This window comes from Fusobacteria bacterium ZRK30, assembly GCA_024628785.1.
Classification (GTDB): domain Bacteria; phylum Fusobacteriota; class Fusobacteriia; order Fusobacteriales; family Fusobacteriaceae; genus Psychrilyobacter.
This window is the reverse complement of record CP102405.1, coordinates 1588843-1608524: the sequence shown is the minus strand read 5'-3', so window position 1 is coordinate 1608524 and position 19682 is coordinate 1588843. Positions and strand designations below refer to the sequence as shown.

Annotated in this window: 18 protein-coding genes; 9 read left to right on the top strand and 9 right to left on the bottom strand. The window is 33.2% G+C overall.

What is annotated here, in order from left to right; genetic code table 11:
* The first annotated feature begins 64 nt into the window (after positions 1 to 64).
* The 4 genes from NRK67_12845 to NRK67_12830 all read left to right on the top strand — a co-directional run bounded on the left by NRK67_12845 (position 65) and on the right by NRK67_12830 (position 5684).
* Positions 65 to 1429 carry a hypothetical protein gene (locus NRK67_12845; GenBank protein ID UUV18170.1) on the top strand — a complete coding sequence of 455 codons (1365 nt, stop codon included), beginning with the start codon at positions 65 to 67 and terminating at the stop codon, positions 1427 to 1429.
* A 129-nt stretch (positions 1430 to 1558) separates the two neighbouring features.
* Positions 1559 to 3058 carry an acetyl-CoA hydrolase/transferase family protein gene (locus NRK67_12840; protein ID UUV18169.1) on the top strand — a complete coding sequence of 500 codons (1500 nt, stop codon included), beginning with the start codon at positions 1559 to 1561 and terminating at the stop codon, positions 3056 to 3058.
* Positions 3059 to 3182: 124 nt separating this feature from the next.
* Positions 3183 to 4553: an aldehyde dehydrogenase family protein gene (locus tag NRK67_12835; protein UUV18168.1), complete on the top strand. Its 1371-nt coding sequence runs from the start codon at positions 3183 to 3185 to the stop codon at positions 4551 to 4553.
* Between the two features lie 12 nt (positions 4554 to 4565).
* Positions 4566 to 5684, top strand: a complete 1119-nt coding sequence (locus NRK67_12830) for a 4-hydroxybutyrate dehydrogenase (GenBank protein ID UUV18167.1) — start codon at positions 4566 to 4568, stop codon at positions 5682 to 5684.
* 109 nt (positions 5685 to 5793) lie between these two features.
* Here NRK67_12830 and NRK67_12825 read toward each other — a convergent pair whose 3' ends face one another.
* The 7 genes from NRK67_12825 to NRK67_12795 form a co-directional block, all read right to left on the bottom strand.
* Positions 5794 to 6678 (bottom strand): AEC family transporter, encoded by an 885-nt coding sequence (locus NRK67_12825; protein UUV18166.1) that lies wholly within the window; start codon positions 6676 to 6678, stop codon positions 5794 to 5796.
* Between the two features lie 183 nt (positions 6679 to 6861).
* Positions 6862 to 8397: an N-6 DNA methylase gene (locus NRK67_12820; GenBank protein ID UUV18165.1), complete on the bottom strand. Its 1536-nt coding sequence runs from the start codon at positions 8395 to 8397 to the stop codon at positions 6862 to 6864.
* A 175-nt stretch (positions 8398 to 8572) separates the two neighbouring features.
* Positions 8573 to 9388: a MipA/OmpV family protein gene (locus NRK67_12815; GenBank protein ID UUV18164.1), complete on the bottom strand. Its 816-nt coding sequence runs from the start codon at positions 9386 to 9388 to the stop codon at positions 8573 to 8575.
* Positions 9389 to 9638: 250 nt separating this feature from the next.
* The gene (locus tag NRK67_12810) at positions 9639 to 10007 is read right to left on the bottom strand and encodes a hypothetical protein (protein ID UUV18163.1); all 369 of its coding nucleotides are present in this window, start codon (positions 10005 to 10007) and stop codon (positions 9639 to 9641) included.
* 54 nt (positions 10008 to 10061) lie between these two features.
* Positions 10062 to 11117 (bottom strand): ACR3 family arsenite efflux transporter, encoded by a 1056-nt coding sequence (gene arsB / locus NRK67_12805; protein ID UUV18162.1) that lies wholly within the window; start codon positions 11115 to 11117, stop codon positions 10062 to 10064.
* 84 nt (positions 11118 to 11201) lie between these two features.
* Complete coding sequence (locus tag NRK67_12800) at positions 11202 to 11522, bottom strand: metalloregulator ArsR/SmtB family transcription factor (protein UUV18161.1); 321 nt, start codon at positions 11520 to 11522, stop codon at positions 11202 to 11204.
* Positions 11523 to 11678: 156 nt separating this feature from the next.
* On the bottom strand, positions 11679 to 12737 hold the full coding sequence (locus tag NRK67_12795) for an alpha/beta hydrolase (GenBank protein UUV18160.1): 1059 nt from the start codon (positions 12735 to 12737) through the stop codon (positions 11679 to 11681).
* 341 nt (positions 12738 to 13078) lie between these two features.
* Between NRK67_12795 and NRK67_12790 the strand changes: the two genes are divergently transcribed.
* From NRK67_12790 to NRK67_12775, 4 genes are all read left to right on the top strand, one after another.
* Positions 13079 to 14377 carry a YeeE/YedE family protein gene (locus NRK67_12790; protein ID UUV18159.1) on the top strand — a complete coding sequence of 433 codons (1299 nt, stop codon included), beginning with the start codon at positions 13079 to 13081 and terminating at the stop codon, positions 14375 to 14377.
* Between the two features lie 365 nt (positions 14378 to 14742).
* Positions 14743 to 15378 carry a helix-turn-helix domain-containing protein gene (locus NRK67_12785; GenBank protein UUV18158.1) on the top strand — a complete coding sequence of 212 codons (636 nt, stop codon included), beginning with the start codon at positions 14743 to 14745 and terminating at the stop codon, positions 15376 to 15378.
* Positions 15379 to 15493: 115 nt separating this feature from the next.
* Entirely contained in the window at positions 15494 to 16321 is an 828-nt protein-coding gene (locus NRK67_12780) for a sulfurtransferase (protein ID UUV18157.1), read from the top strand.
* A 249-nt stretch (positions 16322 to 16570) separates the two neighbouring features.
* The gene (locus tag NRK67_12775; protein UUV18156.1) at positions 16571 to 17470 is read left to right on the top strand and encodes a DMT family transporter; all 900 of its coding nucleotides are present in this window, start codon (positions 16571 to 16573) and stop codon (positions 17468 to 17470) included.
* 9 nt (positions 17471 to 17479) lie between these two features.
* Here the strand turns inward: NRK67_12775 and NRK67_12770 are convergent, their stop codons facing one another.
* Positions 17480 to 17980, bottom strand: a complete 501-nt coding sequence (locus NRK67_12770) for an NUDIX hydrolase (GenBank protein UUV18155.1) — start codon at positions 17978 to 17980, stop codon at positions 17480 to 17482.
* Between the two features lie 16 nt (positions 17981 to 17996).
* Positions 17997 to 18905 carry a diguanylate cyclase gene (locus NRK67_12765; protein UUV18154.1) on the bottom strand — a complete coding sequence of 303 codons (909 nt, stop codon included), beginning with the start codon at positions 18903 to 18905 and terminating at the stop codon, positions 17997 to 17999.
* Positions 18906 to 19192: 287 nt separating this feature from the next.
* On the opposite strand from NRK67_12765, the gene NRK67_12760 reads away from it, so the two are divergent.
* The gene (locus NRK67_12760) at positions 19193 to 19330 is read left to right on the top strand and encodes a hypothetical protein (GenBank protein UUV18153.1); all 138 of its coding nucleotides are present in this window, start codon (positions 19193 to 19195) and stop codon (positions 19328 to 19330) included.
* Positions 19331 to 19682: the final 352 nt, after the last annotated feature.

Below are 19682 nucleotides of genomic sequence, written 5' to 3'. Positions count from 1 at the left end.
GTAATCTGCCTCAGTAAAAATTAAAGGATCAAAGTGAAAAAAATAACTTTTTAGGAGGATGTGTATGTTTGTATTTAAAAGTATTCATTGGTTAACTAATCCTTTCATTCTTATGTTTATAACAATTTTTTTAGGGTTACTCTTAGGAAAACTATTAAAAATTGGAACCTCTGGAGCCTTGTTCTCTGGATTGGTAATAGGATGGCTGGTCGTAAAAATGGCCAATGATTCAATAAATGCACAAGGACCTTACACCTCTACATTTAATTCTATGCTCAAGGTCAGTGTTATAGATAAAAAATTCTTTAGTTTATTTTTAATTCTTTTTGTAGGTGCAGTAGGACTTCTGGCTGCAGATAAAATAGCCATAATACTTAAAACATATGGTACAAAGTTTGTTGTACTAGGACTTCTCATTGTATTTATAGGAGCCGGAACAACTTATACACTCACTATTTTGAGCAATAAAGCAAACCCCTATGAAGTTTCAGGAGTTTATACAGGAGCTCTTACCAGTTCTCCCGGATTAGCTGCTGCAATTGAAACATCTAGGGAACACGCTAAGGAATGGAGTGCGGAATATCCAACACTTAGTCATCACAATAAAGAGATCGTGCTCAATATATTAAATTCTAACGGTACTCTTACACCGGAAAATACACCTACCTTATCTTCAGATCAGGCAGATGAATTTGTTATTGATGCTGAATCTGGAGTAGGTATAGGTCATGCTATAGGTTATCCATTTGGTGTTCTTATAGTTATCTTAGCAATGAAACTGTTCCCTAAATTATTCAGACTAAATTTGGAAGAGGAACATCAGCAATTCCAGGATGAGATGGAAGAAGCAGAAAAACAGATAAATATTAAACATATCGAACCAGTAACATTTGATCTCGTAGCCTTTGCATTTGTCTGTGTTATGGGTTATACCCTCGGGATGATCAAGGTAAATCTTGGTTATTTAGGATACTTTAGTCTGGGATCTACAGGAGGGATATTAGCTGCCTCTATCTTCTTAGGACATATAGGAAAATTAGGATTTATGACTTTTAGAATGGATAAAAAAATTCTTGGTGTAATCAGAGATATTGCTCTTACTTTTTTCCTCTCTATAGTTGGTTTAAGATATGGATTTGCTGCTATCGATTCTATAACAGGAGCCGGGTTTTATCTTTGTATAGTTGCTATCTTAGTGGGAATCTTATCTATGTTTTCAGGTTTCCTCGTAGGGAAATACGTATTTAAAATTAACTGGATCATGCTTTCAGGAGCAATCTGTGGTGGGATGACTTCGACTCCTGGTCTTGGAGTCGCTGTAGATGTTATTGGTACCGATGATCCTGCAGCAGGATACGCTGCTACATATCCATTTGCTCTATTTGGAATGGTTTTATTCACAATTATTTTACATAAATTACCCATGTAACAGTCAGTTAAGCAACTGATATTTTGCGATAATGAAATCCTTGATTAGATTCAAATTTAACTTTTAAAGGCATGCAATATTGCGAAAGATTAGTTAGATAAAATATTTTTTAATAAAGGGGTGTAATAAATGCAATCTAGAATTAGAAATGAACAACTCAAAGAAAAAATTATGAATCCTATGGAAGCTGCTCAATTAATAAAAGACGGAATGGTTATCGGTACCAGTGGATTTACTCCTTCAGGTTATCCTAAGGTTGTCCCTCTTGCTCTTGCAGAAAGGGTAAAATCCAGTCATGAAAAAATGAAATTAACACTCTACTCCGGCGCCTCCCTGGGACCGGAAGTAGATGGAGCATGGGCTGAAGCAGGAATTCTTGCCAAAAGACTTCCCTACCAGACCAATAAACAGCTGAGACAGGATATAAACTGTGGAAAAGTAGAATATCTTGATATGCACCTCAGTCACTCATCCCAGTATCTCAACTATGGTGTCTTACAAAAAGTTGATGTAGCTATCGTAGAAGCCATCGCTATAACAGAGGAAGGTAATATAATTCCTACAAGTGCAGTGGGGAACTCACCGTCATTTATAAAGAATGCAGATAAGATCATCGTTGAAATAAGCTCAAAGCAGCCAGTGGAATTAGAAGGGATGTCAGATATATACATGCTTCAAAATCCACCGATGAGAACTCATATCCCCATTAAAAATCCTGGCGACAGGATTGGAACACCATTCATAGAGTGTGATAAAGATAAAATTGCAGCTGTGGTATTTTCAGATATGGAAGATCATGTAAGAGATCTGGCACCAATTTCTGATGTGGATCGAGCTATCTCTAAAAATATTATTAATTTTTTAGAAAAAGAGGTTTCCCTGGGAAGATTAACTAAAAATCTGCTTCCCCTCCAATCTGGTGTAGGAAATGTTGCAAATGCTGTTCTTGCCGGTCTCTGTGATTCGACCTTTGAAAATTTAGTCTGCTATACCGAGGTTATCCAGGATGCAATGCTTGAATTGATGCAGTGTGGAAAGATTAAAAAAGCATCTGCCTGTTCTATAAGTCCTTCTCCTAGAGGCCTTAAAGCATTCAGAGAAAATATAGATTTCTTTAAAGATAAAATTATTTTGAGACCATTAGAGATCTCAAACAGTCCTGAAATGGCCAGAAAATTAGGAGTAATTGCAATGAATACAGCTATCGAAGTAGATATCTACGGAAATGTAAACTCAACTCATATAATGGGATCGAAAATAATGAACGGGATCGGAGGATCTGGTGACTTTGCCAGAAATGCATATCTAACAATTTTCAGTACAAGTTCCATTGCAAAAGGCGGAAAAATTTCATCTATTGTACCTATGGTTTCCCATGTAGACCATACAGAACATGACACAATGATAATAGTAACAGAACAAGGTGTGGCTGATCTTCGTGGACTCAGTCCAAAAGAGAAAGCAAAACTAGTTATTGAAAATTGTGTTCATCCGGATTTCAAAGAACAGATGAGAGACTATTTTAAAAGAGCATGCGACGTATGCCATAGCTGCCACACACCTCATATTTTAGAGGAAGCTCTTTCATGGCATGCAAAGTTTTTAGAAACAGGAACTATGAAAAAATAAAAGTAGCATAACACTATATTTCAAAATAGATGTGATTTAAGTTTTTATCGATCTTTACTTATTAAATTATTTTATAATTGTTCAAAAATATAAAAGTAACTTATTTTTAGAGGAGGAAACAAAAATGGATTCAAAAAACTACATCAACAACATGATTCAAAAAGCAAAGGTAGCTCAAAGAGAATTAGCAACATACAGCCAGGAAGAGTTAGATGCCATAGTAAAAACAATTGGTAAAACTGTATATAATAACGCTGAAGAACTTGCTAGAATGGCTGTAGATGAAACTAGAATGGGTGTATATGAAGACAAAGTAGGAAAAAATAAGGGAAAATCTAAAAATATATGGCACAATTTAAAAGATAAAAAAAGTGTAGGAATAATAGAAAGAGATTTAGAAAAAAATCTTATCATGGTAGCTAAACCTGTTGGAATAGTTGGAGCAGTTACTCCTACAACAAATCCAATAGTAACTCCTATGTGTAACGCTATGTTCGCTGTGAAAGGGGGAAATGCAATTATCGTAGCTCCACATCCTAGATCTAAAGCTTGTACTGCTGAAACAGTGGCTAGAATTAACAATGCCTTAGTAGAAAATGGAATTAGATGTCCAAAGGATGCTATCCAGGTAATCGCTGAACCATCTCTGGCTTATACAAATGAATTGATGGAAAAGGTAGATGTAGTTCTTGCAACTGGAGGAATGGGAATGGTTAAATCTGCTTATTCAAGTGGTAAACCTTCATTTGGAGTAGGAGCAGGAAATGTTCAGGTAATTATAGATAAAGGCGTTGACTATAATGATGCAGCATCTAAAATTATAGCTGGTAGAAAATTTGATAACGGTATAATTTGTTCTGGAGAACAGACAGTAATTGCTCCAAAATCAGAATATAATGAAGTTATCGATGCTATGGTTAAAAACGGGGCTCACTATATAGATAATCCTGCTGATATTCAAAAATTCAGAGATACAATTTTTGAAGGTGGACATATGAATAAAGATGTTGTAGGTCAGTCAGTTGCTAGAGTTGCAGAGATGGCAGGAGTAGCAGTTCCAAAAGAAGCAAAAGTTATACTTTTAAAAGCCAGTGGAATAGGAGCAGAAGATCTTCTTTGTAAGGAAAAAATGTGTCCTGTACTTTCAGCTTTTGAATATGATACTATTGAAGACGCAATTAATATTGCCCAGACAAACTTAGACCTTGAAGGAAAGGGACATACAGCGGCAATTCATTCATTTAATTTAGAAAACATTGAATTAGCTGGTAATTTATTGACAGTAAGTAGATTAGTTGTAAATGCTCCATCTTCAACAACTGCCGGAGGATCTATGTTAAACGGATTCGCTCCTACAACTACACTTGGTTGCGGAACTTGGGGAAACAATATTATTTCAGAAAATTTAGACTATAAACACCTAATCAATGTTTCTAGAATAGGTTTAATCAGAGAAGATGTTATAATTCCATCAGATGAACAAATCTGGGAATAGGAGGAGAAATAGATGAGACTTTTAAAAATACAACCAGAGATACACAAATTTGATACATTTAAAGAGTTTGCTGCAGACTTTAAAATAGGAAAGGGGGACCTGTTATTTACCCACGATTTCCTTTTCAATAACTATATGCAGGATTTAAATTTAGAAGCTGAAAGTTTATTCTTTGAGTGCTTTGGTATGGGAGAACCCTCAGACGAAACTATAAACTATATCATGGATGCTATCAGAGGAAAGGATATAAAAAGAGTTATTGCAGTAGGTGGAGGATCTGTCATAGATATCTCAAAATTATTGATATTAGAAGATACCAATGACTGCCTTAATTATTTTGAAAAAACAGTTGATATAAAAAAAGTAAGAGAATTAGTAATAGTTCCTACAACTTGTGGAACAGGAAGTGAGGTAACAAATATCTCTATCTCTGAAATAAAATCGAAAAAAACTAAGATGGGGTTAGCTGTGGATGAGCTTTATCCTGAAAGTGCAGTGTTGATCCCGGAATTACTTATGAACCTGCCATATAAATTCTTCGTAACAAGTTCAATAGATGCTTTGATCCATGCTATAGAAGCCTATGTGTCTCCAAAAGCAAATATGTATACTGAGATATTCAGTGTAAAAGCAATTGAGATGATTCTAAAGGGATATATGGAAATTTTAAAACATGGAGAAGAATATAGAAAAGAGATCATAGAGGACTTTATGATAGGAAGTAACTATGCAGGTATAGCATTTGGAAATGCAGGAGTAGGAGCAGTTCATGCACTGTCTTATCCTTTAGGAGGGGTATATCACGTTCCCCATGGAGAAGCCAACTATCAATTTTTCACAGAAGTATTTAAAACATATTTAGCTAAGGATCCAAACGGTAAGATAGAAGAAGTAAATAAAGTATTGGCTGATATTATGAATATCCCGGCAGGAGAAGACGTTTATGCAGGATTATCAAATGTTCTGGATAAACTACTTTCTAGAAAACCACTAAAAGAATACGGAATGAAGGAAGAGGAGATAGAAGGATTTGCAGATGCAGTAATTTCAGGGCAGCAAAGACTTTTGGCCAACAACTATGTTCCTTTAGAAAGAACCGATATAATAAACATCTATAAAAACCTTTATTAAAAACATTAAAATTTATCCTCCCGGATTATTAGTTTGCCTCTCTAATAATCTGGGAGGGTTTTATTTTTAAATATATCATCGATATAAGTCTACTAGAGAGAGACCAGTGTTAAACTAAGATAAATAATAATGGAATTAAAAACAAATTTATAACTATGGATAGCGACACTATCTCAGAAGGAAATCTGGTATCCATCTTGGATAAAACAGCAAAGGTAAGGATATTCGCTCCTACAGGGGAAGCAGTCATGTACAACACCGTCTTATTGGATAAACTGTCAAAGGGCAGAATCTGAATAAGAAGTAATCCTATTCCGATTCCTAAAACAATTTTTAGTCCCACTACCAGGAGGCTGATCTTTATATTTTTTAAGGAAGGGGTAAAATACAGCCCAAGTCCTAACATGATGGAGGGTCCCACAAGATTTCCTATCTGATTTAAGGTGCTGTCGATAAATTCAGGGACAGGAATTCCAAATTTACCCGCTATTATTCCCAGAACTATTGCAACTATAGGGGGAGATCCCAATGATTTAAGTGCTTCTTTTAGCTCTAATTTTAAAAACATAGAATAAACTAAAACAAAAACCATCAGTGAATTCCCAAAATCATAGAGCCCCATCCTCCACATATTTTCTACCCCATAAAAAGCTATATAAAATGGCACTACAAAACCTGAATTCATAATGATTAAGGAACCCCTGATAACTATTTTTTTATCGCTGGACATTTTCATCCTGCTGGTCACTAATTTCCCCAAAATAAACATGAAAACCTGATAGATAATTATGACCAGGGGATAGAGTATAAATTCTGCTTTGAATTCTGCTTTCCTCACCGACTGAAATAAAATTGCCGGGATAAAAGCATAGAACATTCCCTTTAAAAACACCCTTCCATCTTCCTCTTTTAAGGCCCCTGTTTTCTTTAGAAGATATCCTAAAAAAAATATTAAATTTACAGGTATTACCTTATTTAAAATTAATTCAAACATCTCCTTCTCCTCGAAAAATTTACATTTATTAGATTCATTAAATTTTATATATTTTTATTAAATATACGCTATCTAATGAGATAAACCTTGTAAAAAATAAAAAAGGACTCTTCAGAGCCCGATTCTATTAATCATCTATAATTTTTTAACTTCCATTTAAATTTCCAACCAAGAACCTATATCTTATTTCCCATATTTCAGATCAGAAAAATATCTGTCTATTAATTTCTGGGTCTCCTCATCGTAATGTTCAATCTGTTTTTTTACCAGCTTCTCAATATAAGCTATCTCACTCTTGTCTTTAGAGTAATATACAGGTGTTTCCTTTAGAGGGGTTGCATAGAGTTCTAAGTTATCACCCTTCATCTTCCCATTATATTTAAACCAGTCATAGAAAACCTTGGAGTTGAGATAACCCAGGATATAGAATAAATTTATATCCTTTTCCTTGGGAGTGAGATAATATATATCTGCACTTCCATAAAACTCCCCTTCTGAGTATGAAAATTTATTTACCTTTGATCTCTGCCTCCCAATTATCTTAGGCACATTAAATATTTTTTCATCTCTGGCCCACTGGAGTTCCCACCAATTGATAATGGATTTTAAAACTTCCCTCCTCCTACTGAGCCGTTCCTTATAAGGATTCATATGTTTAGCCAATTTTTTATTTAAGGCTACCTTATAATCCAGATAGAGGATCCAATATTTATTGGAAGTATGGGAATACTGGTCTATATCCTTATTTTTATAGAATGGTTTTAGATATTCTCCGTATTTTTTTTCATAGGAATCAAAAACAAAGGCCCTGTCATGCCCGCTGACTATCCCCTGATTGATATTTAATAGTTCTCCTAAGAAATGAGTTCTTCCGTTATATACCCTATCCAATCGTTCTAAATCCTCGTTTTTAGCCAAGATAATCTTATTTCTGTAGTTGTAAATTTTATCACTGTCTATCAGATATTTTTCCCTGTCATCTATCACTTCTAACCTGCCTAGTTTTTTTTCTTTTTTCAAGGTAAAAACAACGTTGTGCTGTCCCACAGCATCCTCAAAGACAGACTTGTTATAATTATTTATATATTTAAAGGTAGTATATTTCTTTATCTTCTCCCTTAATTTTTTAGCATGATCAGCCTTAAACCAATAATTTGTGGTTATGTAGGTCAGAACTCCTCCATCTTTTATGGAATCTATCCCCTTGGCTATAAAAAAATAGGCGTAGTCCATCTTCCCCTCATAGTTCTCTTTCCCGAACTTATATTGCCTCATATCTTTAAAGATCTCTTTATTGTTCTTCTCTCCAAAATACGGTGGATTTCCTAAAACAATATCATAGGTTTCATCGATCTCCTCCATGAGGGAGTTGGTCTCTATTAAATTTATATCTTTATCTGCAATTTTATATTTTTCCAATATCTTTAAAATATTATTTTTGCATATCATCAGGGCTTCCCCATCTATATCATACCCTGTAATCCATAAATTGTTATAGCTATACTCTCCTAATTTTACCTTGGATAATTCAATGATAGTCTTGAGTAATGGCATTAGGAGATTCCCTGTCCCACACGAAAGATCAGCACACCTGAGGTTATCAAATTTGGATCTGCTGTACTCTCCATTAAAATATATTTCTAAACTCTTGTCTACCATCTCTTTTGCTATATAATCCGGTGTATATACCTTGAAATTTGTATCACTGTTTATATTCACTGATCCCCCCTTTTTTCCCTTTGTCTCTTCTTCTAATATTAATTTATAATTTTCTTCTACTTAAGTATACCACTAAATTTTATCAAAAAAAAGAAACCGCTGTATAATTTACACCAGTCTCCCTTAGATTTTTTTCTTATTTTTATTAATTTTAATAGAATAGTTCTCTCTCTTTTTAAAAATTATACCTTAAACCTACTCCCATAAAATAATTTGCTCTTTCATCTACAATGGGTGAATTCCCGATTTCATCTGCCACATACTGTATCTCTGCCAGGGCAAATGCTGACCATTCAGAAGTAAACTGATAATTACCTGTTACTCCTATACCAGAAGCATATGCAAGTTGATCCGAGTTATAGGCCTTATCCAACTTTGTATTCCTGGGATCATTAACTTCATCTTCACTTACACTAAAATAGTAATTTACCATATTATGATCGACTAAAGTGAAGTTCATTTGGGGGATAATAGAAAGTCTTTCTGTTACAACAACAGCTCTGAGAGCAGAAATTTTTGCTGTTGATCCTCTCTGTCCTCCCCTTACTTCCCCTGAAAGTATGGTATTTTTAAACCCTGTGTTATATCCCAACTTAATTCCCACCTCAGTCTGGGTCTTCCTGCTGCTTATTCCCTTATATCCTTCTTCCATATCGGAATTTTTCAATTGAGTTGATCCAATTGCTCCTCCCACACCCTGCAGCGACACTCCTCCAAAAAGCTGTGAAAACCCTGTAATGGTAAACTTAGAATTTAACTTATGTCTGTAACCGATCTCTGAACCTAATATATAAAGATTTTCTCCTTCAAATCCAAGAATGGGAATATACCGTGTGTATGATTCATCTACCTTGTAAAGACTGCTTCCATAACCTCCCATAAATCCTAAAGATATCTTATAATTTGATTCCATTTCTTTATTTGATATACTATTTTCTGAAAAACTCAGTGCAGACAACAGAATAAATACAATTAAAATTACTCTTTTCATATTTCTCTCCCCTTCAATCTATCCCTTCATAGATTGAATTATAATTAAATTTTTTCTACAGATACAATAAACGTTTTTTACTATAAAACATAGTATCACGGTCATCCTGTTGTCTTCTACAAACCTAGTTTGCAATTAGAATTTCTTTTTCTAATAATTTAAAGATTGATATTTCACAGCAATAAAAAATAAAGATATTTAAAAGGCTTCCAAGTTGGAAGCCTTTTAAATATCTTTATTGATAATTTTTTTATGATAGATCTTCTAATAATTGTTTTACTTTTAATTCTATCATCTCTACACATTTTTCCTGATCCTTTATATTTTCCAGTCCAAAATTAACAACTTTATCTGCATGATGGATTGGACAGTCAATATCGCACCCCATCTTTACTAAAACATCTAATTTTTCAGGTAATTCTTCCATACTGCTTGGAGAATAGCCCTCCATTGAGTACCCTTTGGATTTCATTATTTTTTCCCCGACTTCATTTATCTTTTCAGCCGGTTTGGTTCCTGCTGAATAAATTTCAAAACTCCCATCATTAAATTCGTTTCCAAACCTTTCTCCGATAAGTGATTTAAAAGAATTTCCATTACATACAAATGCTATTTTCATTGTTTACTCTCCCTTGGATTTTATTATTTTTTAATTAATATCTCATCTATTTTCTTACGTAGTTACCTTTTTTACTTGAAAGTATTTTCTTGTTGAATTTGAAATTTTTACCAAAATTAACATAACAGGCACTTCCACTAAAAGTCCTACTACAGTTGCTAAAGTTACTCCTGAATTAATACCAAATAGTGATATAGCTACTGCCACTGCCAGCTCAAAGAAATTACTGGCACCAATCATGGCTCCTGGAGATGCAATCTCATGGGGCATATTCCATTTTTTAGCCCACAGGTAAGCTATTATAAATATCAGGAATGTCTGGATAGTCAGAGGCACTGCTATAAGAATTATGTCCATTGGATTGGTTAACAGTTTATCCCCCTGGAAAGAAAATATAATAACAAGTGTTAACAATAATCCTGTCATAGTACTCTTATCAAATTTTTTAATAAATGTATTTTCCAGGTAGTCCAACCCTCTATGAGCTACTATGGATTTTCTTGTTATCCAGGCTGCGACTAGAGGGGTTACCACAAATAAAATTACCGATAAAAATAGAGTTCCATAGGGTACAGTAACGTTGGAAACTCCCAATAAAAAACCTACAATGGGAACAAATGCTACCAGCAATATCAGATCATTTACTGCTACCTGGACCAAAGTATACGCAGCATCACCTTTGGTAAGTTTACTCCACACAAATACCATGGCTGTACAGGGGGCTGCTCCCAGTAAAACCGCCCCAGTGATATATTCATCAGCAAGCTCTATAGGAATAAAGCCACCAAAAATTCCCTTAAAAAAAAGCACTGCTATAGCATACATTGTAAAGGGTTTTATCAGCCAGTTCATACTGGTTGTTATTGTCAGCCCTTTCAAGTTTTTAGTTGCACCGACTATACTTTTAAAATCGATTTTCAGCATCATTGGATAGATAATAAGCCATATCAGTACTGCTATAGGCATAGATATATTTTCATACTCTAATTTCCCCAGAGCTGTAGGGATTTGAGGAATATATCTTCCAATTAATGTCCCTCCTATCATACACAAGATTACCCAGACTGTAAGGTATTTTTCAAAAAAATTAATTCCCGTTTCTTTTTTCACTTCTTTTCCCCCTCATATAATTTCAATTGGTATTAACTGCCTGTATATGATTATCAAATCATAATATCTAATAAAAAAAATATCCTAACATTTTAAACCTTTGGTTTTCTCCAGATCTTCCAAAAAGATCCCACTATCCAGTCTTTCCTCCAATATTTCTTTTATAAAATAATTCTCTTCTAGAAACTTTTCAGAGATCCTGTAATCAACCCATTGAACTCTTTTTTCTCCTACAATTATTCCCGCTTTTTTTAGTTTATTGAGGTGTCTGGAAAGGTTCGACTGATTAAGCTCCAATATCTCCTCCAATATACAGACACATGTTTTATTTTTATTATATAATATATTTAATATTCTCATCCTGTTTTTATCTGCAATCAATTTTAATATATCTATTATTTCCAAAATTTCTCCCTCCTCACTATATGATTATATAATCATATAGTACGTTTTTTTACTCCAAAAGTCAATAGCTTTAAAATAATTAAGTGCAGAGTAAATTATATTAGTATCTCAAAAAAAGAGCTTTTCCATGATTGGAAAAGCTACTTCTCTTTTAATTTACTTTTTTAGATGTTCTATAAGAAAGCTGTCTAATTCTCTGAAATGTTCATAGGATTCCGGTGAAAAAGTAGCAGCTATATAATCTGCATGTGCCTGTCCTTCATATATATGAAGATCTGCTTTTACTCCTGCTCTCCTCAATTTACGGTGCATCCTCACTGTATCACTCAAGAGAAGATCCCTTGTTCCTGAGATAAGATATGTCGGTGGAAAATTATTTAGTTCTCCTTCTATAGGAGATACATAGGGATGTCTCGAATCAATATTTTGCGTATACATATTAAGTGCATTTTCTACTATTCCTTCCCAAGTCCATAAATTAGTATCTATCCCTTCATTGATGAAACGGCTGTCTCCTGTATTTTCCATATTGATTCCCGGCGTTCCAATAAAAAGCGCTCCAGGCAGAGGAAGGCTTAAATCATTTAATTTATGAATAGCTCCAGCTGTAATAGCTCCTCCTGCAGATGTACCTCCCATAGCCATCTCCATGGGATCTCTATCTTTTAAGAGTTCCTTCCAGACTGCAGTAATATCCTCTACCCCTGCAGGTGCCGGATGACTAGGAGGCATACGATAGTCTATAGAGATAACCGGCATTTTTAGACGATCCGCAATCAATATAGCTTCAAAGAGGGCAGCTTCTCCTCCATTTAAAATATATGCTCCTCCATGATTGTGGACAAAGAGGTGGGATTTATGCTCTCTGGATATTTTTGAAGGGAAAACTCTAAATACTTTAACTCCATTGATAGTGTCACTTATATAGTTAACTGATAACTTTTCAGCAAGTTCCCTTACAGCAGCAATTGTGGCATTATCTCTCTGCTGTATCCATTGATTCCACTCTTCATCAGTTTCAAAATTCATATTTTTTATCAAGTCTATATCTACTATAGGTTTGGCAGCAAGATATGCTCTAAATTCGTCACTCACATCTTCCGACAGAGGGATCTTCCTTGATCCAACCGTCATTTCCTCATTATTTAATGAATTGTCCTTTGAAAATCCCAGTACAGAAACCAACATAAATACAACTAAAATTATTTTTTTCATATTTTCTCCTCCTAATTTTTTTTTAGGTTAATTTATTTTATTAAGATAGTAGCCTCCCCTAATTTATATAAATAAAATACCATAGAGATCACACACCCTTCTACAAACCTAGTTTGTAAAGAATATTATTTTCTAAAAAACTCCATGTAAACAATAGAATAAAGACAATTAAAATTATTTTTATACTTTTCATTTCATGTGAGAATCCATAATTTTCATCTTTCCAGATTTCACATTATTGACAACATCAGTAAACTATGATATTATTATCTCAACAACATACTTAATTCCTACGTATTAAGTGTATGTTGTGTGTAAGATTGAGATATTAGGAGGGAAAAATGAAAAAAGGACAAAATTTAATAGGATTGATAGTTTTAATATTAACACTAATCATAGGTAAAACAATGTTAAGCAGCTCAATGTTATTTTTTAGATTATTAACAGGAGCAGGATTTGGATATGCATTGACTAGAGGATTTATGGGGTTTGCAGGATCAGTAAATAGAGCTTATAATACAGGTTCAACAAAATTAATGAGAATATTAGCTTATATGTTCTTAGGTACATCTATCTTGTCGGCAGCATTTTTATATAATGCAGACGCCAGTTCATACGATCTTTGGGTAAACCAGGTTAACTCTGGATTGATCCTTGGTGGAATTATGTTTGGATTTGGTATGACATTCTCAGTTTGTTGTGCATCAGGAGTTTTAACAGACGTTGTTACAGGATTTTCAAGAGGATTCATTACTCTTATCTTCTTTGGTATGGGTGTTTTCTTAGGATTCCCTTTCCAAAGAGCTGCGACTTGGGTAACAGAGGCTGGAATTCCAACAGACTGGATTAGAAAATCATGGTTTACATCTGAAACAGGTTCAAAATTATATAATGGAGTTTATTTCCCGGATCTATTCAAATGGGATGGATTAGATGGATATTTAGGAGCGGTTTTATTAACTTCATTACTTTGTGGAATTGTAGTATACTTATCTAAAAAATATGAATCATCTAGAAGAGTATCTGGAACTTTTACAGGGGTACCCAGTGAAATAGAGCAAGTTAAAATTGTTACACAAGATAAAGATAGTAATAAAGAGTTCAAATTATTAAGTGAAGAAACATATACAAGATTATTTGTTACACCATGGTCTATGAAAGTAGGTGCATCGGTAATAGCTGTTATATTCACATTATTAATGGGCGTAACTAAAGCCGGTTGGGGAGCTTCTACACCTTACGGATGGTGGTTCGGAAGATTCTTAATGATATTTGGAATATCACCGGAATCATTATCTAACTTTACTAATTTCCCAGTAAAATTCTATACAATGCCATTTTTTGATCATCCAATCAATGTTCAAAACGTTGGAATTATGGTAGGAACAGTAATTTGCTTACTTTTAGCTGGAACGTTTAAGAGTACAACAACAAGCGAAATTAAAATTACACCTAAACAAGCGGCTCTATATGCTATGGGTGGAATATTGATGGGACTTGGAACTAGACTTGCAAATGGTTGTAATGTAGGAGCACTATATACTCCAATTGCAAACTTCTCACTATCTGGATGGGTTTTCTTCGCTGCTTTAGTAGGTGGAGGAATCTTAGGAAACAGAGTTGCAGTAAAAATAAAATAAACTGAATACTGAGTTATTAAAATAAAAAAAGAGCTTTTCCATAATTGGAAGAGCTCCTTTTTTATCTATTTTTTTTTAGATAATTTATAAGAAAGGTGTCTAATTGACTGAAATGTTCATAGTATTTCGGTAAAAAAGTGGCTCCTAAATAATCTCTAATATGTCTCGCCATGATATACATGAAAGTCAGCTTCTACTCCATTATTTAATATATTCTTTTCTAAAAAATTCAATACAGACAATACCATAAATATTATCCTCTACAGACCTAGTTTATAGATGTGGTATACTATTAATAATTAGAACTCAATGTTTCTAAACAATAAAAAATCTAAACTATATTAATTTATAAAGGAGAGGATTTTATGATATTACAGGATCTTGAAGATTTTTTAACCTCTAATTCAGTTGATTATGTCACAAAAGAATGTCCCAAAGGAATTATTTTTAATGATGAAATTGACGGTGAAAAGATTTTTTTTATAGTTGAAGGTACAATTTTAGCTTCTATTTTATACAAGGAAAGGGAGATCCTTTCCCCTTATTTTTATCAGAAAAACAATTTTTTAGGATTAATTTTTCTCTTTGAAGATTATCAATTAATCCCCCATATTCAATTATTTTCCCCAGCTGACAATCTAAAAATTTTAGAGATCGATGTGGAACAGCTTAAGGCTGCCCTTGCTAAAGATCCTGCATTTCATGTTCTCTTATTAGAGGAACATCTAAATGTGTTTCGTTACGTTTACACTATCTCAGTTATATTGACTTGCGGCGGAACTAAAGCTGCTTTTGCCTATCTGCTCTATATTAACTCCATAGACCAAAAAGTTTTCTTCTTTAAATATACCGACTTTGCTAATATACTGAATATAAGCAGTACTATGCTGTATAAACTCAGCAATAAATTGGAGGAAGAAGGAATTATAAGTAAAAATCTAAAATATGTAGTGATCTTAGACACAGAAAAATTAAGGGAATGTTTTGAAAATATTCTTTAATTAGATTATGTATATGAAAAACAGGTCTTTTTTATCTATCTATGGTATATTATTAGGTAGTTTTTATAAAAATTATTAAAAAAATATATATAAGTATTTAGCAGGAGGCTTTAAAATGAACAACTTTATAAATGTAAATCAATTAAAAGAAAATTTAAAAGACGTAGTAATCCTAGATGTCAGATTTGATCTGCATGATCCGGAGTATGGACAAAAAAAATATAATGAGGAACACATCGATGGTTCTTTTTTCATAGATCTGGACAGGGATTTAGCCGGAGAAAAAAAAGAACATGGGGGCTCCAGACCACTTCCTGAGATAAAAGAATTCATCAAAAAAATAGAAAGACTGGGAATAACAAGGGACAGCTCTATCGTCGTATACGACGAAGAGATGGTTACAGCAGCCAGAGCTTTTTGGATGTTTAAATATATCGGTCATGAGGACGTTAAAATATTAGATGGAGGATATCCAGAATGGTTAAAAGAAGGGGGAACAGTTGCTAAAGAAAATACTCCACTACCTCTTCACAGCAAATATGATTTTGAGATCCTAAAGAATATCTATGCTGATATCGATGAAGTAAAAGAGGCCATAGAGAAAAAAAACATCTCCCTGGTAGAGTGCAGATCATATGAAAGATATTTAGGACAAAACGAACCTTTTTATTCTAAGCCGGGACACATCCCTACAGCTCTTTCTATAGATTCAAAATCACTGTTAAAAGGTGGGAAAGTAAGATCCGTAGAGGAATTAAATGAAATTTTCAGAAGATTAAAGAACTCTAAAAACATAGTATTTTCATGTGGATCAGGGGTAAATGCGTCTTTAGATTATGCAGTTTACAGTGAGTTTTTCTCCAATGGAAAAGTATACATTGGAAGTTATTCAGACTGGACAAGTTATCCTGAAAACTCTATTGAAACTAAAGATGAAAATTAAATTTTAATTTTGAAATAGTAAAAATATTGAGAAGTCATTATAAAATGACTTCTTTTTTATATTACGTCTTATGAAGTTGATTATATATATAAAGTTATATCTTTTCTTGCTAATAATTATTATTAGAAGTATAGTTTTAATAATAGTTAACTTTTGAATAATTTAATTTCCTGCACTGGCTCACAAGAAATATATATATATTATCCAAATTTAATAAATTTATCAGGTGGAATAAAAGGAGGAGAAGATATGGAAAAAATGGGATATAGTTTTGCATTTTTAGCTGGTATTGGATGGGGAACAATTGGAATTATATCCTATTATCTGGGGAAAACAGGTATAGGCCCCTTTGAAGTAGCTTTTTTGAGGTTGTTCTTTGCATTTTTAATGATGTTTATTTTTTATTTCATGACGGACAAAGAAAAAGTGAGAATAGAAAAAAAAGAGTTTAAACATGCCGTTTTAATTGGAGTTATAAGTCAGGGAACCATGAGTTTAGCTATGTATAAATGTATTTCTATGACCTCTACAACAGTAGGTATAATGATGGTATGTTTAGGGCCACTTTTTACCGCAATATTATCCAGATTCTTTTTTTCTGAAAAGATAACGTTATTCAAAAGTTTAGCTTTATTTTTAGCTCTTTATGGGGCATCCCTTGTTGTAACAGGAGGAGACTTTTCTAAGCTACAAACAAATGGAGCTGGGCTTCTTGTAGGGCTGTTATCAGCATTAGCTTTTGGATCTTTCCCAATATTAAGAAAAAGAATTTCCGAAGAATTTAATTTTACAGGGATTCTTATGTATAGTTTTCTGATAGGATCTATTTTTACAGTTCCTATGCTGGATACAAAACTACTTTTAAAAACATTTAGTCCCAACACTATTATTTTTTCAATTTTGTTAGGATTGATTCCCACAGTTTTTTCTTATACTATTTATTCTATGTCACTGAAATTTATTACCCCTACAAAAGCAAGTATAATAAGTCTGGTAGAACTTCCAGCAGCTGCCATTATCGGCCATTTTTTCTTGAAAGAATATCTATTAACCGTAAGTATAATAGGTATTATTATATTATTAGCAGGGATAGCCATATCAAAACTAGAAATCCCCAGGGGGACTAACATCTTTAAAATAAAATATTAGATTTTTTAACTACAGATTCTTCATCTTAAGATATTTTTTTAATGTGGTGATATGCATGGGATAAAAATCTCTTTGTGATCTTTCCAACTTTTCTTTTAATACCTTCAATGAAATCCATTGAATTTCTTGAGACTCGTTGGAAGATCTAAGAAGCTTTCCTTCAGCTTTACATATAAAAATCTGCACCATTACAGGGTATTTGCCATCTATATTTTGAGAGATACTAAAGGGCTCATAGTTTAAAACACAATATCCATCTTCTACCACTTCAACTGCTGTCTCTTCTCCTACAATTTTTACAACTTCCAGACCGGTTTCTTCCCTGACCTCCCTTCTTAAACATGTAAAAACATCTTCGAATTCTCTTATTTTTCCTGCCGGTATCTCCAACAAGCCATTTCCATCTTTGGAATCCTTAAATCTTTTTTGCATCAAAATCACATCTTCCCCATTTATATTACCTTCTATTATCCCTCCTACTGCCGGAATAGTAAATTTTTCTTTCTCCATTTCCCCACCTCATTTTTTACACTATATCTGCAAATCCCACTCCATTACGTCCACTTATTTTAACTTTATACATAGCATCATCTGCTTTATTGACTAACTTATCAACAATATTACCATCATTAGGAAATACTGCTATCCCAAAACTTGCACTGAGATCTCTGCATATTTTTTTTTCATGGTTTTCAAACCTCTCCAGTATACTCCTCCGTATCCTTTCTGATACTAAAAAAGCTTTCTTTCTACCAAGTTTGGGAAGAAAATAGATGAACTCATCTCCACCATGTCTAAAAACTATATCCTGATCTCTTAAATTTTTTTTCAATATCTGTGAAATAACCTTCAGAATTTCATCTCCATAACCATGTCCGTAGGTATCGTTTATTTTTTTAAAGTGGTCTATGTCCATCATGACAACTGAAAACGGCAGTTTGTCATATTTACTCTGATTAATCCGGTTTTCCAAGACAAGCATCCCCTTACGTCTGTTATAGATCCCTGTAAGTTCATCATAGGAAGCCAGTTTCTCCAGATGTTTTTCCTGCATTACCTCTTTGGTAATATCAAATACTGCACCAATAAGACCGGTGACTTCCCCATTATCATTTTTAAAGGCGACTTTATGAAAACGAACATTATATAAGTTATTTTCATGGGATGCGACCTTCCCATCATAAATTTGAATTTCTGAACTATTAAATAGTTCTTCATCTTTCTGAAAATAAACGTCAGCTTCTTTCTTGGGGAACAGTTCGTGCACTGTCTTTCCTACTAGCTCCTCCTTCGAAAGTTTTATAAACTCTTCAAATGCTTTATTGCACCCTAGATATACTCCCTTTCTATCTTTATAGAATATCGGAATAGGAAGTAGATCCACTAACTCTTCTAGTGGTTGATTTTGTTCTTTAATGAATTCTATTAAGTTCATCTTACCTCCCTGTTCCTACTAATAATACTATGATTAATTGTCCTGTTTATATTATACAGTTAGAAATTATAAATAACAAATTAATACCTTTTAACAATCTAACCATAAATTTTTTTAAAATAATTTTTTCTTGACTATGACCTGCGTAACTCTTTTATAATCAGATATATTAAAAAAAGGAGTTGTTAATATGAATATTTTAAAAATTGATAAAACATCCTTAAAACAGGGACGAATATTAAACCCCAGATCTCAAGATTCTTAAAGTCGGAAGACACTATCATACAGTGACGCTATTAAAACCATTAGAAGTTGTTACAGTAGAAGAAATGGATATAATAAAGAGTAAGATACATAGGAACCTTCTCAAGATAGCTCCTGTTAGAACTGAAGTTATATTTACCCAGAAAAGATGGTATCAGTAAAAAATCACCTTATAAGAGGAAGTTATTGTTTATCTATATCTTGTCGATACATGAATATAATTTTCACTTCTCTCCTACAGGAATCTCCAAAAAACTTGGCTGTTCAGTTACTTTTGTAAAAAATGCCATGTGTGAACTTGAAAAATATAATATTTTATCTAGAATAACCCCCCAAAGAAGGATCTCATAGATATGAATATACCTTTAATTTTTATAAGAGGCCTAAAAGATAAATTTATAGTTGAAATTTCTCCGATAATTCATTTTTATGTACAAAAATATCATAAAAATGAAAAAGTTATCAAAATAAAGACATTAGTCCTTTTATTTAGTGAATCCACATGCTAAACTA